Origin of the sequence: Coprococcus sp. OM04-5BH (assembly GCF_003482105.1) — a bacterium.
Classification (GTDB): Bacteria; Bacillota; Clostridia; order Lachnospirales; family Lachnospiraceae; genus Coprococcus.
The window spans coordinates 45,725-71,078 of record NZ_QULM01000005.1 but is presented as its reverse complement, the minus strand read 5'-3'; the positions used below and the strand labels follow the sequence as shown (position 1 = coordinate 71,078).

Annotated in this window: 18 protein-coding genes and 8 tRNA genes; 18 read left to right on the top strand and 8 right to left on the bottom strand. The window is 41.6% G+C overall.

What is annotated here, in order from left to right; genetic code table 11:
* The 3 genes from DXB54_RS09665 (at nucleotide 1) to DXB54_RS09660 (ending at nucleotide 4,077) form a co-directional block, all read left to right on the top strand.
* Nucleotides 1-2,346, top strand: a complete 2,346-nt coding sequence (locus DXB54_RS09665; protein ID WP_118695063.1) for an ATP-dependent helicase — start codon at nucleotides 1-3, stop codon at nucleotides 2,344-2,346.
* Between the two features lie 148 nt (nucleotides 2,347-2,494).
* On the top strand, nucleotides 2,495-2,770 hold the full coding sequence (locus DXB54_RS12000; RefSeq protein ID WP_021938789.1) for a hypothetical protein: 276 nt from the start codon (nucleotides 2,495-2,497) through the stop codon (nucleotides 2,768-2,770).
* A 728-nt stretch (nucleotides 2,771-3,498) separates the two neighbouring features.
* Complete coding sequence (locus tag DXB54_RS09660; protein WP_118695062.1) at nucleotides 3,499-4,077, top strand: hypothetical protein; 579 nt, start codon at nucleotides 3,499-3,501, stop codon at nucleotides 4,075-4,077.
* Between the two features lie 566 nt (nucleotides 4,078-4,643).
* Here the strand turns inward: DXB54_RS09660 and DXB54_RS09655 are convergent.
* The 7 genes from DXB54_RS09655 to DXB54_RS09625 form a co-directional block, all read right to left on the bottom strand.
* Nucleotides 4,644-4,725 (bottom strand) — tRNA-Leu (locus DXB54_RS09655).
* 127 nt (nucleotides 4,726-4,852) lie between these two features.
* Nucleotides 4,853-4,925, bottom strand: a tRNA-Lys gene (locus DXB54_RS09650).
* A gap of 15 nt (nucleotides 4,926-4,940) precedes the next feature.
* Nucleotides 4,941-5,012 (bottom strand) — tRNA-Gln (locus tag DXB54_RS09645).
* A gap of 32 nt (nucleotides 5,013-5,044) precedes the next feature.
* A tRNA-His gene (locus DXB54_RS09640) sits at nucleotides 5,045-5,118 on the bottom strand.
* A 51-nt stretch (nucleotides 5,119-5,169) separates the two neighbouring features.
* Nucleotides 5,170-5,243 (bottom strand) — tRNA-Arg (locus DXB54_RS09635).
* A 46-nt stretch (nucleotides 5,244-5,289) separates the two neighbouring features.
* Nucleotides 5,290-5,360, bottom strand: a tRNA-Gly gene (locus DXB54_RS09630).
* A 28-nt stretch (nucleotides 5,361-5,388) separates the two neighbouring features.
* A tRNA-Pro gene (locus DXB54_RS09625) sits at nucleotides 5,389-5,463 on the bottom strand.
* A gap of 481 nt (nucleotides 5,464-5,944) precedes the next feature.
* On the opposite strand from DXB54_RS09625, the gene DXB54_RS09620 reads away from it, so the two are divergent.
* The 9 genes from DXB54_RS09620 (at nucleotide 5,945) to fliB (ending at nucleotide 15,197) form a co-directional block, all read left to right on the top strand.
* Nucleotides 5,945-6,892: an AEC family transporter gene (locus tag DXB54_RS09620; protein WP_118695061.1), complete on the top strand. Its 948-nt coding sequence runs from the start codon at nucleotides 5,945-5,947 to the stop codon at nucleotides 6,890-6,892.
* A gap of 175 nt (nucleotides 6,893-7,067) precedes the next feature.
* Nucleotides 7,068-7,589: a shikimate kinase gene (locus tag DXB54_RS09615; protein ID WP_199708753.1), complete on the top strand. Its 522-nt coding sequence runs from the start codon at nucleotides 7,068-7,070 to the stop codon at nucleotides 7,587-7,589.
* Nucleotides 7,590-7,735: 146 nt separating this feature from the next.
* Nucleotides 7,736-8,698, top strand: a complete 963-nt coding sequence (locus tag DXB54_RS09610) for a calcium/sodium antiporter (protein WP_021937463.1) — start codon at nucleotides 7,736-7,738, stop codon at nucleotides 8,696-8,698.
* Nucleotides 8,699-8,814: 116 nt separating this feature from the next.
* Nucleotides 8,815-8,985, top strand: coding sequence for a hypothetical protein (locus tag DXB54_RS09605; RefSeq protein ID WP_021937464.1), 171 nt, complete (start codon nucleotides 8,815-8,817; stop codon nucleotides 8,983-8,985).
* 423 nt (nucleotides 8,986-9,408) lie between these two features.
* Nucleotides 9,409-10,950, top strand: a complete 1,542-nt coding sequence (locus tag DXB54_RS09600; protein WP_118695060.1) for a sodium:solute symporter family protein — start codon at nucleotides 9,409-9,411, stop codon at nucleotides 10,948-10,950.
* A 327-nt stretch (nucleotides 10,951-11,277) separates the two neighbouring features.
* Complete coding sequence (locus DXB54_RS09595) at nucleotides 11,278-11,598, top strand: helix-turn-helix domain-containing protein (protein ID WP_118695059.1); 321 nt, start codon at nucleotides 11,278-11,280, stop codon at nucleotides 11,596-11,598.
* Nucleotides 11,598-12,854, top strand: coding sequence for a type II toxin-antitoxin system HipA family toxin (locus DXB54_RS09590; RefSeq protein ID WP_118695058.1), 1,257 nt, complete (start codon nucleotides 11,598-11,600; stop codon nucleotides 12,852-12,854). The genes DXB54_RS09595 and DXB54_RS09590 overlap by 1 nt, the downstream gene beginning before the upstream one ends.
* 175 nt (nucleotides 12,855-13,029) lie before the next feature.
* Nucleotides 13,030-13,977 carry a magnesium transporter CorA family protein gene (locus DXB54_RS09585; RefSeq protein ID WP_021937466.1) on the top strand — a complete coding sequence of 316 codons (948 nt, stop codon included), beginning with the start codon at nucleotides 13,030-13,032 and terminating at the stop codon, nucleotides 13,975-13,977.
* Between the two features lie 5 nt (nucleotides 13,978-13,982).
* Nucleotides 13,983-15,197, top strand: a complete 1,215-nt coding sequence (gene fliB, locus DXB54_RS09580) for a flagellin lysine-N-methylase (protein ID WP_118695057.1) — start codon at nucleotides 13,983-13,985, stop codon at nucleotides 15,195-15,197.
* A gap of 256 nt (nucleotides 15,198-15,453) precedes the next feature.
* Here fliB and DXB54_RS09575 read toward each other — a convergent pair whose 3' ends face one another.
* Nucleotides 15,454-16,629, bottom strand: a complete 1,176-nt coding sequence (locus tag DXB54_RS09575) for a DUF4317 domain-containing protein (protein WP_118695056.1) — start codon at nucleotides 16,627-16,629, stop codon at nucleotides 15,454-15,456.
* A gap of 554 nt (nucleotides 16,630-17,183) precedes the next feature.
* Here DXB54_RS09575 and DXB54_RS09570 point away from each other — a divergent pair.
* From DXB54_RS09570 to guaB, 6 genes are all read left to right on the top strand, one after another.
* Nucleotides 17,184-17,873: a response regulator transcription factor gene (locus DXB54_RS09570; protein WP_021937469.1), complete on the top strand. Its 690-nt coding sequence runs from the start codon at nucleotides 17,184-17,186 to the stop codon at nucleotides 17,871-17,873.
* Between the two features lie 56 nt (nucleotides 17,874-17,929).
* Complete coding sequence (locus tag DXB54_RS09565) at nucleotides 17,930-20,371, top strand: sensor histidine kinase (protein WP_118695055.1); 2,442 nt, start codon at nucleotides 17,930-17,932, stop codon at nucleotides 20,369-20,371.
* A gap of 180 nt (nucleotides 20,372-20,551) precedes the next feature.
* A complete protein-coding gene (locus DXB54_RS09560) occupies nucleotides 20,552-21,052 on the top strand; it encodes a transcriptional repressor (protein WP_021937471.1) in 501 nt (166 codons plus the stop codon).
* A 234-nt stretch (nucleotides 21,053-21,286) separates the two neighbouring features.
* Nucleotides 21,287-21,358 (top strand) — tRNA-Gly (locus tag DXB54_RS09555).
* Between the two features lie 114 nt (nucleotides 21,359-21,472).
* Nucleotides 21,473-23,581: an LTA synthase family protein gene (locus tag DXB54_RS09550; protein WP_118695054.1), complete on the top strand. Its 2,109-nt coding sequence runs from the start codon at nucleotides 21,473-21,475 to the stop codon at nucleotides 23,579-23,581.
* Nucleotides 23,582-23,794: 213 nt separating this feature from the next.
* Nucleotides 23,795-25,246, top strand: a complete 1,452-nt coding sequence (gene guaB, locus DXB54_RS09545; protein ID WP_118695053.1) for an IMP dehydrogenase — start codon at nucleotides 23,795-23,797, stop codon at nucleotides 25,244-25,246.
* The last annotated feature ends 108 nt before the right edge of the window (nucleotides 25,247-25,354 follow it).

Genomic DNA, 25,354 nt, shown 5'->3' with positions numbered 1-25,354 from the left:
ATGGCAGGATTAAATGACATGCAGGATATTGCCTGCAGGCATGTAGACGGACCACTTCTGATCCTGGCAGGTGCAGGTTCAGGTAAGACGAGAGTTCTGACTCACAGAGTCGCAAGACTTATTTCAGAAGAGGGAGTAAGACCATATAATATATTAGCAATAACATTTACCAATAAAGCAGCAAGAGAAATGCGGGAACGAGTAAATGACATAGTTGGATACGGAGCAGAGCAGGTATGGGTTAGTACCTTCCATTCCATGTGCGTAAGGATACTCAGGAGATATGCCGACAGGATAGGCTATACCAATGAATTCGCAATTTATGATACAGACGATGAGAAGCGTGTCATAAAGGATATTATGAAGCAGTTCCAGATAGATCCAAAGAGATATCCGGAGAAAATGTTTATGGCCAAGATATCCGATGCAAAGGAAAAATACCTGAGTCCTGACGAGTTCGAGAGCGAACACGCAACGGAATTTGTCATGCGTAAGGTGGCAGACGTATACAGGGAATATCAGTCAAGGCTTAAGAGATATAATGCTATGGATTTTGATGACCTGATATTTAAGACCATCGAATTGTTTGAACATAATCCCGATGTGCTCTTTAATTACCAGGAACGTTTCAAGTACATAATGGTGGATGAGTATCAGGATACCAATCACACTCAGTTTCTGTTGGTGAAGCTTCTGGCTGCCAGGTACAAGAACCTTTGTGTAGTGGGTGATGATGATCAGTCCATATACAAATTCAGAGGTGCGAATATTACCAACATCCTGAATTTTGAGAATGAGTACCCTGACGCTAAGGTGGTAAAGCTTGAGCAGAATTACCGTTCCGTGGGCAATATCCTTAACGCGGCAAATGCAGTTATAAAGCACAACGAGGGCAGAAAGGACAAGGCTCTCTGGACTGACAAGCCTGAAGGAGACAAGTTGGAATTTAATGTGGCTGAGAATGAGTACGAGGAAGCTGAGAAGGTGGCATATCAGATACACAGGCTCTATTCTTCGGGAGTGGATTACAAGGACATTGCTATTCTCTACAGGACAAATGCCCAGTCCCGTATCATGGGTGAGAAGCTTGTCATGGCCAATATCCCTCACAAGGTTTACGGCGGTCAGAATTTTTATGACAGAAAGGAGATAAGAGACATCCTTTCTTATATGAAGGCAGTCAATAATCCGGATGACGATATTGCGGTAAAGAGAATTATAAATGTGCCAAGGCGGGGCATTGGGGACACAACAGTGGAGAAAGCGTCAGCATGGGCAGCAGAACACGAATGTAGTCTTATGGAGGCTCTCCGTCAGGCAAAGGAAATAGAAAGTCTCAAGAGGGCGGCAGCTAAGATAGGTACATTTGTAGAGCTTATGGATGGATTTCATGAGCTTATGTTGGAAAAAGAACCGTTAGAGAGTATATTTGACCGCATAATGGAAGATACTGGATATGAAGAGGAGCTTATAGCTGAGCATACCGAAGAGTCTATGGGAAGACTGGAGAACCTTGATGATTTAAGAAATAAGGTCATCCAGTTCTCAGAAGAGCATGAGGGTAAGGATGACGCAGGAAGCCTTTCGGCATTTCTTGAGGAGGTGGCGTTGGTTGCGGATATCGATAGCATGAGCGAGGACGAAAGCACGGTGAAGCTTATGACTCTCCACAGTGCCAAGGGTCTGGAGTTCCCATATGTATTTATAATAGGTATGGAAGAGCGTATATTCCCAAGTGGGATTGCCATTGACTCAGATGATCCGGACAATCTTGAGGAGGAGCGGAGACTTTGTTATGTAGGCATAACAAGAGCCATGAAGAAGCTGTACTTAAGTGCGGCGAAATGCAGGATGATGCACGGCTCCCATAGTTATAATGAAGTATCCCGGTTCATAAGGGAGATTCCACCTATGCTCTTTGAACACTCGGAGAGTGTATGGCGTGATGCCCGCCCGGCGGCAAATCCATTTAAAAATTCCTACAGCAGCTTCGGCGCCGACGGGGATTTTGACCATGGATATGGTGGAAGTGGTAGTTACGGTGGTGCCAGTGCCGGAGGTTATGGTTCCAGTCGCGGCGGTGCCGGTTCTTCTGGATACGGCAAGAAATATGGCAGCAACAATCCATACAGTGCAGGAAAACCAAGCTTTGGCAAGGAATTTGTTGTGCAGTCGGATACAGCCATAGATTACGCTGAGGGCGACAGGGTAAAGAGCATTAAGTTCGGACCCGGAACTGTAACTAGTCTTGTTAAAGGCGGTAAGGATTATGAAGTTACCGTAGATTTTGACAGATGTGGAGTCAGAAAGATGTTCGCTTCATTTGCCAAGCTGAAGAAGATATAGAAGAGCCATAGGAGATAAAATTAAAAAGATGTAAAAAATAATTTCATAGTATGGAAATGTATTTCCATGTATGTTATAATTTTTGAAAAGTGGTCGGTGAGGTGTCCTGCACCTGCTGACACAAAATAAGAAAGGGTGGTTATTAAACATGAAGAACAAAGATGTAATTTTAGTTCAGGGTGAGCAGACAGAAGAAAAGGCAAAAGGTGTTATATTCGTAATACTTGCCATTATTGGAGCAGTTGCTGCAGTAGCAGGTATCGCATATGCAGTTTATTCATATCTTACACCAGATTTCCTTGATGATTATGACGATGATTTCGATGACGATTTTGATGACGATTTCTTCGATGATGATGACGAGGAAGATGAGAAAGAAGAGAAGGCTGAGGAAGCTCCTGCAGAGCCGGCAACAGAAGAGTAATCTTTCTTAGAAACAAACAAAAAAGAATATTGAGCCAACTAAGCTGTAGAATGATGTAGCAATATTTGAGTCATATTGCTAGGTCATACTGCAGCTTTTTTTGTTATGGCAACGAGTTAAGTGTAACATGCTTGCATGATTGCATTTGACGACTGCTAATCAGCGGATAAAACTCGCAAAGCGTGTTTTATTGCTGATATAAAGGCAGACCACGGAAGTTGATAGGCGAAATTGACTTGAAATAAAGGAGGTGAAAAATAGGTCATGGAAATTTGTAGGCGAAATTGACCTAAAAGAAAGAAGGTGTGAAACAAGTCAAGGAAATTACTGAGAGAAGTTGACCTAAAAGAAAGAAGGTGTGAAATAGGTCATGGAAATTACTGAGAGAAGTTGACCTAAAAGAAAGAAGGTGTGAAATAGGTCAAGAAAATTACTGAGAGAAGTTGACCTAAAAGAAAGAAGGTGTGAAATAGGTCAAGAAAATTACTGAGAGAAGTTGACCTAAAATAATGTAGTCGAAAAACAGGTCACAAAATTCAACAGTAAAATGTGACCTAAAAGAAGGAGGGCGGAAAATAGGTCATACAGACAGACATAAAAACATGACCTAAAAAGAGAAAAGGAAAAACAAGTCATTGACACAGGGGGAGGTGATTTGGAAGGGCGGAATACGAGAAATGCATAGGCAAATTTTAATATGTTAATGTTTAATGTATAAGGAGAAGTATATGAATAAAGATGAGTTTTACAAATTGTATTGGCGTCAGTATCAGCTTCTTGAAAAAGAAGTATTGGATACAGATGCTTATGTTACCATTGATGGTAAAAATTCTGCTACATTTTCTGCACAATATGTCAAACTTTTTTTGAATTTGTGCAGTGAGATTGATACCCTGGCAGAACAGTTAAGAGAAATGATCGCAGAGAAACATGAGGATTGTGACATCGATACAAAAGGGCCAACTATTTTGAAGAAGATAGCAGCGGTAAAAATTGAGTTTGAAAAATTAGGAGAAATGTATGTGATTACAAAAGCAGAATATGACAGTTGGAAGAATATTCCTTTTTTAAAGTTTGATGATACCAGTTCTGATAGTTGGTGGCATGATTATAATCTCGTGAAACACTGTAGAAATGATATGATGGAAGGAAGTAATAAATACAATTATGAAAAAGCTAATTTAAAGAATACTTTAAAAGCTTTATCTGCGTTTTACTTATTATGTTGTCTGACCAACCAATTTCTTGATGAAAATGCTCCTGATCTGAAGTCCGAAATCTTTGAGACGGGCTATGGATTGATTTAGGTGCGGGAGCCGAGACCTGAACCCAGGTTCAAGAACTCTGTTCGCCCTGTGATAATTAGAGGCTTGAAAGCGGATAACAGGGTGCTAGGTGCCGGTGGCACCTGTTAAGCACCGACCGAGGCGGAGCCGAGACCTGAATCCAGGTTCAAGGACTCTGTTCGCCCTGTGATAATTAGAGGCTTGAAAGCGGATAACAGGGTGCTAGGTGCCGGTGGCACCTGTTAAGCACCGACCGAGGCGGAGCCGAGACCTGAATCCAGGTTCAAGGACTCTGTTCGCCCTGTGATAATTAAAGGCTTGAAAGCGGATAACAGGGTGCTAGGTGCCGGTGGCACCTGTTAAGCACCGACCGAGGCAGAGCCGAGACCTGAACCCAGGTTCAAGAACTCTGTTCGCCCTGTGATAATTAAAGGCTTGAAAGCGGATAACAGGGTGCTAGGTGCCGGTGGCACCTGTTAAGCACCGACCGAGGCAGAGCCGAGACCTGAACCCAGGTTCAAGAACTCTGTTCGCCTCGGTCAAAAATAAAAGCCGGGAACAATGTTCCCAGCTTTTATTTTTCCTAGTGCGGATAACAGGAGTTGAACCTGCACGTCTGTTGACACTAGAACCTAAATCTAGCGCGTCTGCCAATTCCGCCATATCCGCTTGATAAATAAAGAATATTCATGTAAAATATTCTGATAAAATTGTAAAAAAAATATCCCACGAATGGGATAGTCAAAGAAAACTTCCATACATAATCTATATAAAACATTTAATCAAGATAGAAGAGTGAGCCATCGGGGACTCGAACCCCGGACAACTTGATTAAAAGTCAAGTGCTCTACCGCCTGAGCTAATGGCCCGAATTATGATTTTGACTGGGCTAGCTGGATTCGAACCAGCGAATGCAGGAGTCAAAGTCCTGTGCCTTACCGCTTGGCGATAACCCAATAGTATCGCGAAAGCCTGCGATAAAGAAAAAGGTGGATAGAGGGACTCGAACCCTCGGCCTCCAGAGCCACAATCTGGCGCGCTAGCCAACTGCGCCATACCCACCATGTTTTTTAGGCTGTATTAACTTGAAAAAATCAAATTAAAAAAAATAAATGTGCCCGAAGGGATTCGAACCCCCGACCCACGGCTTAGAAGGCCGTTGCTCTATCCAGCTGAGCTACGGACACATTTAATATCTTCACCAAAGACAAATGCCATTTAGCGAAAATAAAGAGCGGGTGATGGGAATCGAACCCACGTATCTAGCTTGGAAGGCTAGTGTTCTACCATTGAACTACACCCGCATATTGCTTAACAGTGTTTAAATCTGCGTCGGGGTGACAGGATTCGAACCTGCGACCTCTTGATCCCAAATCAAGCGCTCTAGCCAAGCTGAGCCACACCCCGAAAGGTCTTTATCTCTGACGCAAGACCTATTATACGAAAATGCCCCTGCTTTGTCAACAACAAATTTCATTTTTTTTCAATTTTTTTTCGGAACCCTAAAAAAGCCCGGATTTACAGGCTTTTAAAGAACTCATTAACGGAAGCCGGACATTCTATCATCGGCAATTACATTTTAAAGATTCGAAAACTAAGAACACATTAAAGGCGCTTTTTTCTGAAAAATAATTTTATGATTCGTTAATAAATACATAATACATAATAATAAAAGGGGGGCAGTTAATAAATTAATGAATTAATTAACAAGAACCGGTCAGACTTTTTCTTTGACATTTTTATAAGGGATAGTATCAATTCAGTTTTTTCTTTGACTTTTTTAGAAAGAATAGTATCAATTCAGGTACAAGTTTTTTTGACGCAGTATGATAATTGTGATAAAAATATATAGGACAATCATAGACACAAAAGATAGAGGACAGGAATCATGAGTAATTTTATTTTTAGTATCAATGCAACATTTCCAATATTTTTGGTTATCTTGTTAGGATGGTTTCTGAAGCACATCGGACTTATTACAGATGAATTTGCCGAGGTGGCAAATAAATATGTGTTCAAGGTATCCCTTCCGGTGCTGCTGTTCAGAGATATTGCCACAACCTCCATATTAAAAGATATGAACATCCAGTTCGTGGCGTTTTGTTTCATTGCCACATTCATAATGTTCACCATATGTTACATATTTGCAAGGATATATTGTAAAGATAAGAATATGGTGGGAGCATTTGCCCAGGCGTCTGCCAGAGGAAGTGCAGCAGTCCTTGGAATTGCTTTCGTTGAAAATATATGTGGCAATTCAGGAATGGCACCACTCATGATCGTGTCAGCAGTGCCTTTGTTTAATATTTATTCGGTTGTCATACTTACCGTGTGCGGAAGAGACAGCAAAAAAGGAAAAGAGGGTATAAAGAAGGCGTTCTTTAATATATTGAAGAATCCCATCATAATAGGAATTGTTGTGGGAGTGCCATTTTCACTTTTATCTGTGAACATCCCGACCATTCCTATGAAAACTATAAATTATATAGCCCAGACCGCAACACCTGTCGCCTTGATCGCTATCGGTGCGGGCTTTAATACAAACGAGGCACTTGCCAAGATAAAGCCGGCAGTAGTGGCGTCGGTGATCAAGCTGGTGATACTGCCGGCAATTTTCCTGCCCCTTGCCATTATGTTTGGCTTCAACTCTTCGGAGATCATTGCCATACTCATAATGGTAGGTGCACCGACTACGATTAGCTGCTATATAATGGCAAAGAACATGGAAAATGACGAGGTGCTGTCCTCAAATGTAATTGTGCTCACTACCCTTCTTTCATCGGTGACACTTACATTGTGGGTATTTGTGCTTAAAAGTCTTGGGTATATTGGATGATTCTTAACGTGCATAGAAAATACGTTAAAAAGTTTATCGTAATTAAAAACTTACGTTAAACCTACTTAAATTATTTTTAGATAAGTTGTTTTGTAAATAACAAGTAAAGTATCATAGGTGTTAATGGGACGGTGTTGATAATATTTGCCGATTAATACCTGAACAGGAGGTTGAAATGATCAGAAGGAAGAATGTTGTGCTTATAGGTATGCCGGGCTGCGGCAAGAGTACCATAGGAGTTGTGCTTGCAAAGGTTGTGGGTGCCAGATTTATTGATGCGGATCTTCTCATTCAGGAGAGTCAGGGGATGCTGCTTAGAGATATAATCGCCAGGTACGGGGACGATGGCTTCCTTAAGATTGAAAATGATGTAAATAAGTCCATTGAGACGGAAAATGCAGTTATTGCCACCGGCGGAAGTGCGGTGTACTGCACCGAGGCGATGGAGAAGTACAGGAAAAATGATATCGTCGTCTACATCAGGCTTGAATATCAGGAGCTGGAGAAGCGACTTGGCAATCTAAAAAGAAGAGGTGTGGTGCTTAAGGATGGTCAGACCTTAAAGGATCTGTATAATGAGCGTACTCCGCTTTATGAGAAATACGCACACATAATAGTAGACTCAGATAACATGAGCGTTGAGGAGCTGATGGATGCCATTTGTTCGGAACTGCATAAAATCGGAACAACTATATAGGCATAAAAGCAATCGGAGGTTCAGGCAAGATTTGTATCTGGAGTGCAGCATCGTAACAACATGTACAGTTTTTGGTGCGGCATTGCCGTGGGACGCAGATATAAAACATAATTGTAAAATAAGCATATAGGCAGGGAGTTGAAAGCATGGAAGTATTTAAAATTATAGGTTATATTGTATTACTGGTGGCAGGCTTTGTATTGCTGGTTAAAGGCGCAGACGTGTTCGTAGATGGAGCGTCAAAGATTGCGGTAAAATGTAATATCCCCCAGATGGTGGTCGGACTTACGATAGTTGCTCTTGGAACCAGTGCTCCGGAGGCAGCCGTAAGTATCAAGGCAGCATTTGCCGGAGTTGCGGATATGACCGTGGGAAATATAGTAGGAAGTAATATCTTAAATATCCTCCTTATCCTTGGTATGGCAGTGCTTTTTGCACCACTACCTATAAAGAAGAATACTCTAAGGATAGACATACCTATAGTTGTGGTGGTTACGCTGGCAATGTTCTTCCTTGGATATTTTGATGGCAGATTAAGCAGGTTTGACGGAGTGATAATGTATATAATGCTTATTGCGTTTATAACATATCTTATTGTGACGGCTAAGAAAGGTGGTTCGGATGATGATTCCATCGTGCTTACTGAGAAGGATAAGACTTGGAGACTTATTCTGTTTATATTGCTTGGCGCGGCTCTGATCGTTGCAGGCAGTGAGCTGACCGTAAGATCTGCAAGCTTTATAGCGGGACAGTTTGGCATGTCCGACAGGCTTATAAGTCTTACTATTGTTGCATTCGGAACATCACTTCCCGAGCTGGTTACATCCTGTGTGGCAGCAAAGAAGGGACAGGCAGATATCGCAATAGGAAACATAGTGGGAAGCAACATCCTGAATATATTATTTGTTGCCGGAACCACAATGCTGATTTCGCCGGTAGCATTTAATAAAGAGTTCCTTATGGACAGCATGGTGGCAGTTCTCGCTGCGGTGATATTGTTTGCGTGCTGTGTGAAGGATAAGAGGCTCAGCAGAAAAGAAGGAATATTCATGCTTATAGTATATGCCGTATATTTTGCGTATATCATGGTTAAAAACTATGCGGCGTAGAACCCAAATTTCCGGTTTTTAAACTGGTATGCAGTGGCAGCCTTTTGCCAGAGGGAAAACGTCAAACAGACAGGCTGTAAATGGTCTGATGATAAAGAAACATGGAGGCAGATGGTATGGAACCAATAGATTATATAGTTGAGAGCCTGGCTGGAGACTATGCTTATCTCAAAAGGATCGACAAGGAGGACGCAGAGCTTAAGTGTGTTGCGAGAGCACTTCTTCCGGAGGCGGTCAGAGAAGGAAGCAGGCTTCATTACGAAATGCTGGAGTATAGCATGATGTAGAAGTAAAATAAATTTATAGAATAAAAAGTGCAATACATTTGATAAATTCATATAGTAAACAGCAGAATATATTCAATAGATTTATGTGATAGAAAAATATGTTTAATAAGATAGTCCACAGAATAAGGTCAGTCCCATTATCCGGGAGCCATTATTCTGTGGACTTTTTGTTATGGCAACTAGTCAGGTGCAACATGCTTGCTTGCATTCATACTTGTATTTGAAGACTGCTGATCGGACAATAAAATATTTTATTACCGGGCAACAAGGAAAATACAATTATACGAAAAAAAGGTTGACGGAAGGTTCATTCTTAAATATAATAGAGCTTGCCGGTTTAACGCATAAAAGCGTTGAAGTTATATAGCTTTAAATGGACAATGACTTCCCGGAAAATATACAAAACGAAAATGGGAGGGTATTATGATTCTCAAGGTTATTATGCTTGTTGTGTTCTTCGCCATAATGATAGGCGTAGGATTTTATTCAAGAAAACAGGCAACAGATGTTAATGGATTTGTACTGGGAGGAAGGTCTGTAGGGCCGTGGCTTACTGCATTTGCATATGGAACTTCTTATTTCTCCGCAGTAATATTTGTAGGTTATGCGGGACAGTTCGGGTGGAAGTACGGTATCGCGTCCACATGGATAGGTATAGGAAACGCGGTTCTTGGTTCTCTTATTGCCTGGGCAGTTCTCGGAAGAAGAACCCGTCTTATTACCCAGAAGCTGGACTCACGTACAATGCCTGAGTTCTTTGAGAGAAGATACAACAGCAAATCACTTAAGCTTGTATCATCCCTTATTATATTTGTGTTCCTTATTCCATATACAGCTTCACTGTACAATGGTCTTTCAAGATTGTTCGGAATGGCATTTGAAATTGACTATAAGGTATGCGTTATTGCCATGGCAGCACTTACAGGTATATATGTAATTGTCGGTGGATACATGGCAACAGCCATCAACGACTTCATACAGGGCATCATAATGCTGTTTGGTATCGTTGTGGTTATTGCAGCAGTCCTTAAGAATTACGGAGGACTTACAGGTGCCCTTGATAAGCTTGCAAATGTAAGTGATCCTGCAGTGTCATCAACACCGGGCGTGTTTGCCTCCTTTTTAGGGCCGGACATCTTTAATCTTGTGTGTGTAGTAATCCTTACATCTCTGGGAACATGGGGACTTCCACAGATGGTGCAGAAGTTCTACGCTATCAAGGATGAGAAATCCATCAGGACAGGTACGGTCGTATCAACAATATTTGCAGTTATAGTAGCCGGAGGATGTTATTTCTTAGGCGGTTTCGGAAGACTTACTGACACAGATGTGGCAGCAGAGGGATTTGACGCTATCATCCCACACCTTCTTGAGTGCCTGCCACCTATACTTATAGGACTTGTAGTAATACTGGTTCTTTCAGCTTCAATGTCAACACTTTCCTCACTGGTACTTACCTCAAGTTCAACACTTACTATTGACTTTATCAAGGGAACTATAGTTCCTAAGATGTCAGAAAAGAAGCAGGTACTTACCATGAGGATTATGCTGGTGGTATTCATAGCAATATCCGCAGTGATCGCCATAGTGCAGTACTCAAGTAAGATAACCTTCATCGCTCAGCTTATGGGCGTATCATGGGGAGCACTTGCAGGTGCATTCCTTGCACCATTCTTATACGGTCTCTACTGGAAGAAGACCACAGTTGGTGCGTGCTGGGCAAGCTTTATATGGGGCGCAGGAATAATGACATTGAACTTTATCAGTAACACATGGCATGTATTCTCATTTCCGGCACAGATACAGTCACCTGTAAATTGTGGTGCGCTTGCAATGGTTGGCGGACTTATCATTGTTCCGATCGTGAGCCTTGTAACACCAAAGCCAGACCAGAAAATGGTAGAAGAAGCATTCTCATGCTATGATGAGACAGTAACAGTCGCTCATAAGAAGGTACTTGATTAAGTGATCTGGTTAAGGGGCTGACCGGAAAAAGGTATATTAAAAAGAATATTTAAAAAGAATATGTTAAAAAGCGTATATTAAAAATAGCGTATTTAAAAAATGAAAATAAGGAATACACAATAAAGAAATAAGCAATAAAAAATAAGGGGCTGTATAGGCTTAGCGGCACGCATTGGCGATGACTGCTGCAGACTATAAGTCCCTTATTTTTATGTTTTTTTTGACCTGTATTTTATCAAAAACTATTGAATAATGTTTTCTATTATTGACCATAATTGATATAAGGTTTATAATAATAAACATTAAAATGAAAGAGGAATGCAAAAAATGAAAAAAGCAGTGTATAATATATTGCCTGAAACAGAAGATATATTGAAAACAATGGGAGAACAGATTAAATTGGCTAGATTAAGACGTGATTTGCCTGTTGAATTAGTGGCTGAACGTGCAGGAATCAGCAGATCCTCTCTATGGAAAGTTGAGTCGGGAAGCCCGGCTGTTGCTATTGGGATTTATGCTGCAGTTTTGCATGCATTAGGGGGGATGGACAAGGATATACTTCTTGTGGCGAAGGATGATGAAATGGGCAGGCAGATGCAGGATCTCAATCTACTGACAAAGAAGCGTGCTGCAAGGAGGAAAAAATAATGGCGGTAGATGAAAAAATCATATATGTATATGATAGCTTTTCTGAAGATGAACCATGTTTGATCGGAAGATTGTATGTTGGAGTTATAAAAGGGGGAGAAACATATTCCTTTGAATATGATGCTGGTTGGTTGACAAAGAATAAAATGAGAACCAGTCTTGATCCACAATTGCAACCGTTCGTAGGTCGACAGTTTCCTGCAGAAAAAAATATTTTTGGTATGTTTGCAGATGCATCTCCAGACAGATGGGGACGCGTTCTTATGAACAAAAGAGAACGTATTCTGGCTAGAAGAGAGGAAAGAAAGCCAAAAAAATTGCATGACAGTGATTATCTGCTTGGGGTATATGACGAAACCAGAATGGGAGGCATTCGTTTCAAACTTGATCCCAATGGAGAATTTCTTTCTAACGACAGGGAAACTGCAACACCTCCATGGGCAAAACTCAGAACATTGGAAGAGGCTTCCAGAAATTTTGAAAATGATGAAAATGCAATTACAGACCAATGGCTTAATCAATTAATAAAGCCGGGATCTTCTTTGGGTGGAGCAAGACCAAAGGCGACGGTGATGGATACTGAGGGTGGCTTGTGGATAGCTAAATTTCCATCAAAGAATGATGAAAGTGATACTGGAGCATGGGAAAAAGTTGTCCATGATCTGGCAAAGCTGTGTGGGCTGGATGTTCCGGAATCCAAGCTGGAAAAATTTTCAAAACTTGGAAGTACCTTTCTCGTCAGACGCTTTGACAGAGATGGCGATAGAAGAATACATTTTGCTTCCGCAATGACATTACTTGGAAAGACAGATGGCGCTTCTGCTGAGGATGGGACAAGTTATCTGGATATTGTTTCATTTATTAAGGCATTTGGATCAAATCCAAAAACTGATCTGATGGAATTATGGAAACGAGTTGTATTCAATATGGCAGTAACTAATACCGATGATCATCTTCGTAACCATGCGTTCCTGTTTGAAGGCAATGGGTGGAGACTGTCGCCTCTGTATGATGTAAACCCTGTTCCATATGGAAATGAGTTATCCCTTTTAGTGGATGACCAAGATAACAGCATTTCAATGGAACTGGCGATTAATACTGCAAATCGTTTTGGCATTAGGCGAGATATTGCGGAAAATGTGGCGGAGGAAATGCGGATAGCTGTCAGGGACAATTGGGAGAAGCTGGCAAAGGAATATGGTCTTTCGCATGGACAGATAGAATATATGCGCCCTGCATTTGATGCGTGTTATTAAGCAAAACTTAGTATATGACACGCAACGGGACAAAGGAAGTGTCTATGTAATGACCATGTAAAAATATAAATTCTTGAAACACACCCATTATTATGGTAGTATTACTCGTGGGTAAGTGTCCTTGCAGGGAACACCCTCATATAAGAAGAAAACCACAGGATCGGAGGTTGAGTTCATGATCAAGCTTTATAAGACAGAGCAGAAGATAATATCGGAAATAGACAGCTATGAACCGGACGCATGGATCCAGCTTACTAAACCCACAGTGGAAGAGAGCCGCTTTATCGCAGAGAAATTCGACATTGATCTGGCAGATGTAAGAGCCGCCCTCGATGATGAGGAGAGTTCCCGTGTGGAGGTAGAGAAGAATTACACCCTCATACTTGTGGATATCCCATCTATAGAAATAAGAAATGACCGAGAGGCGTACACCACAATCCCTCTTGGTATCATATTGTTAGATCAGTACATAGTCACTGTGTGTGCAGAAGAAACTCCGGTTCTGGAAGCATTTGTAGAGAGAAAAGTCAGAGATATCAGTACAAAGAAGCGGATGAGGCTCATGTACCAGATACTCTACAGGAACTGCATGACCTACCAGTATTACCTTCGAGTAATGGACAGACGGAGGATAATCATAGAGCAGAGAATCCAGGAAGAGACCGAGGATGCAGATCTCATAGATCTTCACGAACTGGAATCTAACCTTGTTTACTTCGCCACATCACTCCGGGCAAATGGCGTAGTTCTTGATAAGCTTACAAGATACAGCAGTATAAAGCAGTATCCTGAGGACAGAGAGCTTCTCGATGATGTTGTTGTGGAGAACAAGCAGGCTATCGAGATGACAACTATCTACAGAGATATCATAAACGGTACAAGAGAGCTTATGACTACCGTAATCAATAACCGGCTTAATAATGTAATGAAGTTCCTTGCAGCTATTACCATCGTTATGGCAATACCGACTATTATTTCGGGTATATACGGAATGAATGTGAGTGCCAAGTGGATGCCCCTGGCAAATACACCTTATGGATTTGAGATCGTGTGCGGTATCATTCTTTTGGTGAGTATACTTATTGCGTTGATATTAAAGAAGAAAAAGATGCTTAAGATGTGAGTGGTATGGATATATATTTCCCTGATTATTATAACAAATTCAGATGTCTCGCCGGGAGCTGTCCCGACACCTGCTGTGCAAAGTGGCAGATAGTCATAGATGACAGGACCCTCGCCAGATATGACAAAGTGGAGGAACCCTTCAGGACGAGACTTAAAAATTCAATAGATCACAAAGAAAAGGTGTACCATCAGATAAATGACCGGTGCGCCTTCTTAAATGAAGAGGGATTGTGCGACATCCACAGTGATATAGGTCCTGAGTACCTGTGCAGAACCTGCAGGGTGTATCCAAGGCATATTGAGGAATTTGAAAATGTCCGTGAGAAATCCCTTGCTCTGTCCTGCCCTGAGGTGGCAAGGCTGCTTCTGTCCCATAACGGGAAGGTTACCTATCTCCATAAAGAAAATGATAGATCAGAAACCTATGAAGAATTTGACAATCTTCTATATGGTATTTTGTGCGATATAAGATCACTTATGGTGGATATTATCCAGAAGAGAGAGCTGGATATCAGTACAAGATTTGCAATGGTGTTGTCTCTGGCTCATGACGTGTCAAGAAGACTTGTGGATAACAATCTCTTTGACATTGAAAATGTTGCTGAGAAGTACAGAAATATTTCCATCGGAAAATTTGAAGCAGAGATGAAAAGGCGTATCGGAGGAAGAAAGCCTCCGTACATGGGTGGTGGAAGCAGAAGCCGTAGACAAAGGGAGAAATATTACAATGGCATGAACACTGAGACTGCCATAAGACTTCTGGAGAGCCTTGATTATTTCGAAGTGTTAAATGATTACTGGCCGGATATGATAGAGGATTGTATAGAAGAGCTGGAGGACAACGGGGCCTCTGCACGTACCGACATAAATACCATGGAGGGTATCCGGAACGAACGGGAGAATGAACGCTTTGATATAATGATGGAGCAGATCGCAATATATTTTATATACATATATTATGTCGGTGGAGTGTATGATGGCAGGACTTTAAATAAGCTTAAGGCGGCAATATATTCTACTCTGATCATTGCCATATTCATAAAGACAAAGTGGCTTGAAAGTAGGAGACTGGTGCTCAATCGTTGCGTGGAATATGCTTACAAATATTCAAGGGAGATAGAACACTCGGATGAAAATCTTGAGCTGATAGAAGAACTCATGAAGAAATATTCAACCATGGATATGGTGGCATTTGTATATGAGATACTCGGCAGATAAAACAAGGACTATTATGATAATAGCCGAAAAATCAGTAAAAAAATAAGAAAAAAGAAATATAACTTCAAGAATAAATTACAAAAATAAAAAGCACTTTGGATATCAGAAAACGTGCCGCCCTAAAGTTAGATCTGAAAATCTAATGATTAGAAGATGGTACAAACTGGTTCCCGGAAGTGCTTTTATTTTCTTGCATTTTTTACAGGTTATTCGTTGACGCTTGTTTTTTGAATACTGTTTTTGGACTGTCTGTGTCTTATTTCACCACAATACCGTTTACGGTTACTTCATCATTTATCTCAATGACTATACATTTTTTTCCGTCAATTTCCCTGGTCTCAATAAGATCGGTTCTGTCAGGATTTACCTTTATAACCACATCGGGGGTCTTGACCTCAAAGGCACGGGTATTTGCAAGGTTATTTGCATATAAGGTGACCTTAGGTGCCGGTGGCTCAGGGACAGAGGCGTCATTTGATACAGGCTTTACAGGAACCACGGTCTTTGCTGCATCTTCGAACTTCGTGTCAAAGTCCTCAAGCTTCTCATCAGGCACACCGCTTTCAGACAGCAGCCTCTTGATGGAGGTCTTAGAAAGGGTGAGAGGTTCAGGGTTATCCTTCTGCTCGGTTATCATTTCATTAAGATTTTCATGAATGGACTTTACAACCTCATAGTCGCAGTTATTCCCCAGGGTTTCGGTGATGATGGTCTGGAAAGTCTCCTTCTGGTTCTCGGCGGATACCGGGGCACCGGTGCCAAGGATGCCGTCAATGAAGCTGAAGTGAAGGTCCTCTGCGTTCTTGGTATAGTAAAGGACGTTGTGGATGTCTGTACTTCTGTCTATGAATGCGGGGAACAGGAAGCCTATGTCAGGCATGTCAACAATCCAGTCCCTTACTCTGTTGTGGAAGGTGTTGTCATTGTCGAAATAGCTTAGACCCGCCTTGCTTAAGTTTACATGGCAGATGGAGCACATAATGTATTCATATACCTCGTCGGAAGCGTCATCCATGGTTATGCCGTCACTTGTCTTGCCGGGAATATCGTATCTGTCGTGTATGAGCAGGATCAGGTAGTTGCCGGTATAGTCATAGCTTTCGATAACCTTGTCATAAAATTCCTCCACAAGGGCAGGATCTCTTAACTCGGATTTTCTGAGCTTCATAAGAAAGCTCTGGGTTCCGTCATCAAACTCACTTTCGGTAGGAAATGGCATTGTAACCAGGTTCTTACCTATGGAGCCGGACAGATTTTTTTTGAAAATGTCAAAATATTTGAAGCTTTCCTCCTCAGGAAGAGAAAGAAAGGCTGAGTCTATGTATGCTACTTTCTTACGGTCTCCGTCCACATAACATCCACAGATCTTACCTATGGAGCAGGTGGCAGGGGAGAAGCGGTGTCTTATTTCCAGTACGTCTTTTTTTGTCATCTGATATACCTCAATTCTTTTTAGTGTCCTTGCATCTTCAAGGAACTGTATGGTGAATTTAATAGTAAACGAATTCGGGGCAACTTTCAAGGATTGTGTCAAGTTTTCTATGAAAACTTGATATGTAGCTCCAGCCATTTGCCTATTCCTTATTTGACTCCCCCTTTGTATATAAAAGCAGTACAATAGCGAGGCTTTCGTAATGAGGTTTGCACTAGCTGCCTGCACCAAGCTCATGTTTGAGCCCGTAGGGCGAGTTTGAGCGACTGCAGGCTTATAAGCGTGCGAACCGAATAGAAAATGAAGCGTGTACTGCGTTATATACAAGGGGGAGACCCGGAAATCCAATGTAAATTATTTGAAAGTGGTTCGAAAGATACTGGAAAATTATTCATATATTAACTTCTGCTTCTTGTTTAAATTTCAAGGAAAAATATGTATAATAGACAAAGCGTTAAAGATTATTTAATAATTTGGTGGATTGTTTCTTAAAGCAGAGGTAGCCTATAATAAAGCTACCATGGTAAGACAGTGCAGCACGAAAGGGGTTTTATATGTACAATATATTGGTATGTGATGATGAAAGAGATATAACGGACGCGTTAAAGATCTACCTCACTACAGAGGGCTATAAGGTATATACAGCGTTTAACGGACAGGAAGCGGTTGATGTGGCTCTTAAGGAAGATATCCAGCTTGTGATAATGGATATAATGATGCCGGTTATGGATGGCATGACAGCCATGACTAAGATCAGAGAGGAAAAGAATGTTCCTGTGATCATGCTTACAGCAAAGGGAGAGGATACAGACAAAATCCTGGGTCTCACTGTGGGAGCTGATGATTATGTGACAAAGCCGTTTAATCCTGTGGAGCTTATAGCCAGAGTCAAGTCTCAGATCAGAAGATACATGACACTTGGTGGAGGCAATATAGAGAAGGATTGTCTTAAGAATGGTGGCATAGAGCTGACAAACGCAACAAAGGAAGTTAGGCTTGACGGAGAGAAGGTTAATCTTACACCGACAGAATTTGATATCCTTAAGTTCCTTATGGAGCATGTGGGAAATGTTTATTCTCCGCGGGATATATATGAGGCTGTATGGCATGAAACACCTTATGGCTCAGAGAGTGCGGTAGCTGTACATATAAGACATTTGCGTGAAAAGATAGAGATAGATCCGGGTAATCCAAGATATATAAAGGTTATCTGGGGACAGGGCTATAAGCTGGAGAAGCAGTAGGCTTGTGGCTTTTTTAGGAAAATTATGTAATGTGACAAAAAGAGGAGCAGACCAATATGGATGAAAGTAGTACCAGAGCTGAGGAGAAAAAGGTATCAGAAACAAGGAAACATTTGAACGATAAAAAGAATATACTGGCATATTTTGTTTTTGTACTGGCAGCGGCTTGTGCGGTGATGTCCGTGCTATTTGTGTATGTGTCATCCTATAACGGTGACAATTTCGATATAAGGTCGGAGGTGCGTGAATGGTCCTCAAGTGCTGAGGATCAGGTGCAGCAGATAGTGTATGACTTCTATGACTTTAAATATCAGGAGCTGGGCAACAAGTACTACATCATGGAGCTTAGAAACTTTCTTGGCAGTGATAGTGATCTGAAGGATACTCTCGATGCGGGTATGCTTGACTGTCGTGTGACTGTATGGGCAGAGGATCAGACAGGTGCTTTGACGGATCAGAACCTGGGGCTTGATAAGATTGTGCTATATAACACTATGGGAGATCGTGAAGAGTACGACTATAGTTATACCAATACAGGAGAGGTTACGGTTAAGCGTCTTGCATACAAGGGAAGATATGAAAGCTTTGAAGCAGCTGAAACGGCATATGCCCAGTCTGAATATTATAACGATGAGGCATATGGTTATAATATCTATCCGGTAGATATGGACGAGAATCTGTACAGTGACACCGGTTTTGACGAAGAGGGCTTTAATGTGACCGGATATAGTGATGGTGATACTGATACTGCTGACACTGTTCCGACTACAGATGAAAGTACAAGTGAGACATTTACGTCAGAGGATGGAGATTTCGCAGAGGATATTAATACCGAGGTGGTACTGGAAGAGGAAAATGATATGACCAATTCCATAGACAGTACAGAGAGCTACAATGTGCTTAATCAGTATGAGCTTGAAATATATTATTTTGTTCCTATAAATATTCAGACAGAAACAGGACTCAATGTGGCTCCGGAAACCATGATAAGCAGCTCATATCCCTATTATATATCAAACACCGGAAGGTTTAATAAGATCAATAAGCTGAGTCTTGTGACAACACTTTTAAGTATAATATGTATGCTCATATCTGCGGTGGTTATAGTGTTAAGAACAGTAAGGTACAGCAGATACAGCAGAACCGGTGAAAGGATACCGGCAGAGATATATTACGCTGAGATGGCATGCGGTATACTTATAATCGCAGCGGCTTATTGTTATATTGGATATAACTATGGATGGTTTCACATATTGGCAAAATGGCCGGCAAGGTACATCGTTACTCTTATTGCAGGCTTTGGTATAGCTGTGGCATTCATAGCATTTATATCCATGATGTCCCTGCAGCTTCTGGTGAAGAATTATTGTAACGGAGTGGTGGCTGAGCACTCTATAATCGTCAGACTGTTCGGCTGGATAAAGAAGCTGTTTAAGGCAATAGGACAGTTCCTTAGATATATAGGAGAACGTATAACCTTTATAACAAAGGCAATTCTGTTTTATGGAATCCTTACTGTGGCGGAGATAATCACTCTGGCTGTAATATGTAATATAGTGTATGGTGCATGGGTGATCATAGCATTGTATGTAATAATAAAGCTGGTGGGAATAGTGATATTCATCACTTCGGCTGTGGAGCTGTATGAGCTTTATAAGGGCGGAATACTTTTAGCAGAAGGTGAAACTGATCACAGGATAAATACTAAATACATGTTCTGGCTGTTTAAGAAGCATGGTGAAAATCTCAACAAGATCCAGGACGGTATCGAAAATGCTGTTGAGGATAAGATGAAGAGCGAGAGGATGAAGACAGAGCTTATAACAAATGTATCCCATGACATCAAAACTCCGCTTACTTCCATTATTAATTACACAGATCTGCTGGATAAGCAGAATATACAGGATGAAACTGCCAGGGACTATATCAATGTCCTTAAGAGACAGTCCTTAAGGCTTAAAAAGCTCATTGAGGATCTGGTGGAAGCGTCTAAGGCATCTACAGGGAATCTGGAGGTGAACAAGGAGCTTATGGATGCAAATCTCCTGCTGAACCAGGCTGTTGCTGAGTATGATGACAGACTTGCGAAGTCGGGGCTTGAGCTTGTGGTGACTAATTCCGATACTCCGGCATATATAGTTGCCGACGGAAGACACCTGTGGAGAGTGTTTGACAATATGCTTGGGAATATCTGCAAATATGCCATGCCACACACCAGGGTTTATGTGGATGTGATAAAGACAGAAAAGAACGTGAAGATAACCTTTAAGAATATCTCAAGGGATAAGCTTAATATAAGTGCTGATGAGCTTATGGAGAGATTTGTCAGAGGAGATCAGTCCAGAAATACAGAGGGCAGCGGTCTGGGATTGTCTATAGCCAAGAGTCTGTGCGAGATCATGGACGGAAGGTTTAAGATCGATATAGACGGAGATCTGTATAAGGCCAGCGTTATCTTTAATGTGGAAACGGCTGACGAATCAGATATGATCCGATAGATGTAGGGAATATCATTAATTTAAATAATGAACGGATTAAGTTGAAAAAAGTGTCAATATAGTCTGATTTGTTATTGACAACTTATTTGAGTTAGGCTATACTAACAAATGCAAAAGGTTAGTATAGCCTAACTTTTTTGCACTTGAAAATAATTTTCTTATAATCAAGGAGATGATGTTTTGGAAGCAACAATGCAGATCGCCGATGTGAACAAAGCATATAACGGAGAAGCTTCCGGTGAGTTTTTTCATACGGACAACAAAGTTCAGAGAGAGATAGTGATAGATAAGCTTAGAAAGATGGGATGTCGTATAACAAAGCAGAGATTACTGCTTCTTGATATCATCCTGGGGGAGGAGTGCTCGTCCTGTAAGGAGATATATTATAAGGCTTCCAGGATAGATAAGAAGATAGGCTCCGCAACAGTATACAGAATGGTCAATACACTGGAGGACATAGGTGCCATCAACAGGAAGAATATGTATAAGGTTGCCTGTGGCGCTGGGTGTGAGGTTGAGAATGCCTGTGTAATAGCATTTGACGATCAGTCGTTTATAGAGCTTTCAGCCAGTGAGTGGAGCAGAGTACTTAAGGCAGGACTTAAGTCCTTAGATTACATAGGCGGACAGAATATCACAAGCGTGGTCGTCCAGCCTTGCACATGTCATAAGGCATGTTGAAACTGTTAAAGTATTTATTAATCATAAAATGTAGCGTGCCCACTTTTGGGGGCACGTTGCTCTTTTGCTATGGCAACGAGTCGAATGCAACATGGTTGTTGCTCTATTGATCCGTTTTGTTATGCCGACAGCTCAGAGAAAATAAAAAAATTTAAAAAAAGTTGTTGACACCCATAGGTGAGTATGGTATTATCCATATTGTTGTGAGTGACACAGAGCAAACAACACCGAAATGCGCGAGTGGCTCAGCGGTGGAGCACCTCCTTGCCAAGGAGGGGGTCGCGGGTTCGATCCCCGTCTCGCGCTCTTGAAAAAGGTATGAAGCAGCACAGAGGTGTGTTGCTTCTTTTTTTTACTTTCCCATGTAAAAACAGAGTAAAGATAAAGAAAAAAACAGAAATATAGAAAGGGCTGACTGAGATGAAAGAGAAGCTAAAAAAGCTGCCTAAAACGGCAGGCTTTCAGTGTGTTATTATTGCATTAATACTTGATGTGATACTTGAAATTCTGGGTAGACATTCGGTATTGGATACCTTTCGATATATAGGGGCGCATCCGTTTATATATCTGTATAACTGCTCAATCATATTTTTTACTCTTACCCTGGCTTTGCTTATCCGTAAGCGGTTATTTGGTTATTGCTTCATAACAATAATATGGCTTGCTTTTGGAATAACGAACAGCGTGGTACTCGGTTTCAGAATCACACCATTTTCAGCTATAGATATCCTTATGACCAGAAGTACCCTCACCATTATAGATAAATATCTGACGGTGGGACAGATTGCTACTTTGGGTGTGGGGCTATTTGCGGCTCTGGCGGTTATGATATTGCTTTTCATTAAGTCGCCTACAGTAACAGGAAATATATACAGGATAAGGACTACAATATTCATTGTGGCAACTTTCATATGCGTAATGCTGTTTACAAGACTTGCCATAAATACAAAAGCTATCTCTGATAACTTCGCCAATCTGGCTACTGCTTATGACCGGTATGGATTTGCATATTGCTTCTCCAACAGCGTGGTGGACGTGGGCATTAAGAAGCCGGATGATTACAGTGAAGAGAAGATGGCTGAGATAGGTGAGATCCTTGACAATGCGGAAACCTCAAATGCACCGTTTGCCAGTCAGTCTCCAAATGTAATAATAATCCAGCTTGAGTCCTTCATGGATCCATCCCATGTTGTGGGGCTTAAGATGAACCAGGATCCGGTGCCTAATTTTACTAAGCTTAAGGCGGAATGTACTTCGGGATTTCTTTCAATGCCTGCCATTGGAGCAGGAACTGCAAATTCTGAGTTTGAACTTCTTACAGGCTTTAACGTGGATTATTTCGGTGCGGGAGAGTATCCTTACAAGACTGTTCTCGGATATACAAGCTGTGAGAGTCTTGCCACTGAATTTAAGAACATGGGTTACAGTACACACGCCATCCATAATCATGATGGTACATTCTATGACAGATATAATGTGTACTCATACCTGGGCTTTGATACATTTACCCCGAAGGAATATATATACGGCATAACACATACACCGAAGTACTGGGAGAAGGATGACGTGCTCCCGGGAGAGATATTCAAGGCAATGAACAGTACTGATGAGAGAGACTTTGTGTTTACTGTCAGCGTGCAGGGACACGGAAAGTATCCTACTACTATCGATCGGGAGAATTATGATTATCCTATAGATGTTAAGACAGGAACCGGTGATGAGATCCTTGATACCCAGTGGACATATTATTGCAATATGCTTCACGAAATGGACGAGCAGATCGGAAGACTTATAGACAGACTTAAAGAGTTCGATGAACCGGTGGTTGTAGTTATGTATGGTGACCATCTTCCTGGATTTGAATTTACAAATGACTCTGTTGACAACGGAGACCTTTACCAGACAGAGTACTTTATCTGGAGCAACATGGACAATTTCCCTGTGGAGGACGAGGATCTTCAGGCATATCAGCTTGGCACAAAGCTTTTTGATATGATCGGTTTTCCTAAGGCAACCCTCCAGAAGTTCCACAGCTTGTATAAGATAGGCGATGAGGGCTATGATGATATCCTTAAGAATATTGAGTATGACATGCTCTACGGAGACAGATATCTCTTCCCTGACGGATGGCCTTACGGGACAAATGTAATGACCTATGGAATACAGAAGATAGAGATAACCGGAATCGAACCGGGAACATACACTTATGTGCCGGGAAGTGACGATGGTGATGATGGAGAAGCCGACGCGGCGGATCCGGAGACGTTGACAGGTTTCTATATCCATGGCAGGAACTTTAACGAGTTCAGTTATGTATGGATAAATAACGGATATAAGAGCAATACCATTTATATTGACAGGAATACGCTGTTCTATCCGGGGGATGATATCAATCCGGGCATGAAGGTGTATGTGGCACAGGTCGGCTCGGACAGTGTGGATATCGGAAGAACCAACGGATACCTGTATGAAGGGGATGGTGAGGATACCACAGACGGTACAGAGGAAGATACGGTGAATGCAGACTAAACATTTTTATGTGAAGGATTATTTGGATCGGACTGAAGATGTCAATGAAAATATTCATTAACAGAAAACGAAAAAAGACAGGTGAATTTGTATAATAATTACCTTGACAATGAAATTCATATTTGCTAGTCTAATTTCAAGTGTTTTTTACGAATATAGTCGCCTGAAGTCATTCGGGCGGCTTATAAAATTATAAGGAAAGAGAGAAAAGAAATGGGTAAGATTATAGGCGAAGGAATTACATTTGATGACGTCCTCTTAGTACCTGCATATTCAGAGGTGCTCCCAAATGACGTTGACTTGACAACAAACTTGACACAGAAGATTAAATTACAGATTCCGCTTATGAGTGCCGGTATGGATACAGTTACTGAGCACAGAATGGCTATTGCCATGGCTCGTCAGGGTGGTATAGGAGTAATTCATAAGAATATGTCCATAGAGCAGCAGGCTGAAGAAGTAGACAAGGTTAAGCGTTCAGAGAATGGTGTAATTTCAGATCCATTTTACCTTTCTCCGGAACATACATTAGCAGATGCTAATGCTCTTATGGCCAAGTTCAGGATCTCAGGTGTACCTATCACTGAGAACGGCAAGCTTGTGGGCATTATCACAAACAGAGATCTTAAGTTTGAAGAGGATTATTCGAAGAAGATTAAGGAGTCAATGACAGCAGAAGGTCTTGTTACAGCAAATGAGGGCATTACTCTTGATGAGGCAAGAAAGATTCTCGGCAAGGCGCGTAAGGAGAAGCTTCCTATCGTTGACGATGAGTTCAGATTAAAGGGTCTTATTACCATTAAGGATATTGAGAAACAGATTAAGTATCCGCATTCAGCAAAGGATTCACAGGGCAGACTTCTCTGTGCAGCAGCTGTAGGATGTACGGCTAATATTCTTGACAGAGTAGCAGAGCTTGTTTCAAGCAAGGTTGATGCTATCGTTATAGATACAGCACATGGTCATTCAGCAAACGTACTCCGTACCTTCAAGATGGTTAAGGAGAAGTATCCTGATCTTCAGGTTATCGCAGGAAATGTTGCAACCAAGTCAGGTGCACAGGCAATGATAGACATGGGCGTAGATGCAGTTAAGATCGGTATCGGACCTGGTTCAATCTGTACAACAAGAGTTGTTGCAGGTATCGGTGTTCCGCAGATCACAGCTATTATGCAGGCCTATGACGCAGCTAAGAACGCAGGTATCCCTGTTATTGCTGATGGCGGTATCAAGTATTCAGGCGATATCACAAAGGCTCTTGCAGCCGGTGCGAATGTCTGCATGATGGGCAGCTTATTTGCAGGTACAGATGAGGCACCTGGTGATTTCGAACTTTATCAGGGACGTAAGTACAAGGTATACAGAGGCATGGGAAGCCTTGCAGCTATGGAGAACGGAAGCAAGGACAGATACTTCCAGGAGAATGCCAAGAAGCTTGTTCCTGAAGGTGTTGAGGGAAGAGTTGCATACAAGGGCTCGCTTGAGGATACAGTATTCCAGCTTATCGGCGGTTTACGTTCAGGTATGGGTTATTGCGGTGCTGAGAACATTGAGGCTCTTCATGATAAGGCAGAGTTCGTTAAGATCTCAGCAGCTTCACTTAAGGAGAGTCATCCGCATGACATCCATATCACTAAGGAAGCTCCAAACTACAGCGTAGAGTAATCAATGGCAGGCTGATCCATAAGGATCTGTCAGTATATCGAAATATAAAAGTGATATCAGGACGGCAGGACATTTAATGTAATGTCTTGCCGTCCTTTGATTATTGTA

What these genes read in the sequence shown, in the direction of transcription:
- DXB54_RS09665 (WP_118695063.1), top strand. Translation starts at nt 1, where the DNA reads ATGGCAGGATTAAATGACATGCAGGATATTGCCTGCAGGCATGTAGAC.
- DXB54_RS12000 (WP_021938789.1), top strand. Translation starts at nt 2,495, where the DNA reads ATGAAGAACAAAGATGTAATTTTAGTTCAGGGTGAGCAGACAGAAGAA.
- DXB54_RS09660 (WP_118695062.1), top strand. Translation starts at nt 3,499, where the DNA reads ATGAATAAAGATGAGTTTTACAAATTGTATTGGCGTCAGTATCAGCTT.
- DXB54_RS09620 (WP_118695061.1), top strand. Translation starts at nt 5,945, where the DNA reads ATGAGTAATTTTATTTTTAGTATCAATGCAACATTTCCAATATTTTTG.
- DXB54_RS09615 (WP_199708753.1), top strand. Translation starts at nt 7,068, where the DNA reads ATGATCAGAAGGAAGAATGTTGTGCTTATAGGTATGCCGGGCTGCGGC.
- DXB54_RS09610 (WP_021937463.1), top strand. Translation starts at nt 7,736, where the DNA reads ATGGAAGTATTTAAAATTATAGGTTATATTGTATTACTGGTGGCAGGC.
- DXB54_RS09605 (WP_021937464.1), top strand. Translation starts at nt 8,815, where the DNA reads ATGGAACCAATAGATTATATAGTTGAGAGCCTGGCTGGAGACTATGCT.
- DXB54_RS09600 (WP_118695060.1), top strand. Translation starts at nt 9,409, where the DNA reads ATGATTCTCAAGGTTATTATGCTTGTTGTGTTCTTCGCCATAATGATA.
- DXB54_RS09595 (WP_118695059.1), top strand. Translation starts at nt 11,278, where the DNA reads ATGAAAAAAGCAGTGTATAATATATTGCCTGAAACAGAAGATATATTG.
- DXB54_RS09590 (WP_118695058.1), top strand. Translation starts at nt 11,598, where the DNA reads ATGGCGGTAGATGAAAAAATCATATATGTATATGATAGCTTTTCTGAA.
- DXB54_RS09585 (WP_021937466.1), top strand. Translation starts at nt 13,030, where the DNA reads ATGATCAAGCTTTATAAGACAGAGCAGAAGATAATATCGGAAATAGAC.
- fliB (WP_118695057.1), top strand. Translation starts at nt 13,983, where the DNA reads ATGGATATATATTTCCCTGATTATTATAACAAATTCAGATGTCTCGCC.
- DXB54_RS09575 (WP_118695056.1), bottom strand. Translation starts at nt 16,629, where the DNA reads ATGACAAAAAAAGACGTACTGGAAATAAGACACCGCTTCTCCCCTGCC.
- DXB54_RS09570 (WP_021937469.1), top strand. Translation starts at nt 17,184, where the DNA reads ATGTACAATATATTGGTATGTGATGATGAAAGAGATATAACGGACGCG.
- DXB54_RS09565 (WP_118695055.1), top strand. Translation starts at nt 17,930, where the DNA reads ATGGATGAAAGTAGTACCAGAGCTGAGGAGAAAAAGGTATCAGAAACA.
- DXB54_RS09550 (WP_118695054.1), top strand. Translation starts at nt 21,473, where the DNA reads ATGAAAGAGAAGCTAAAAAAGCTGCCTAAAACGGCAGGCTTTCAGTGT.
- guaB (WP_118695053.1), top strand. Translation starts at nt 23,795, where the DNA reads ATGGGTAAGATTATAGGCGAAGGAATTACATTTGATGACGTCCTCTTA.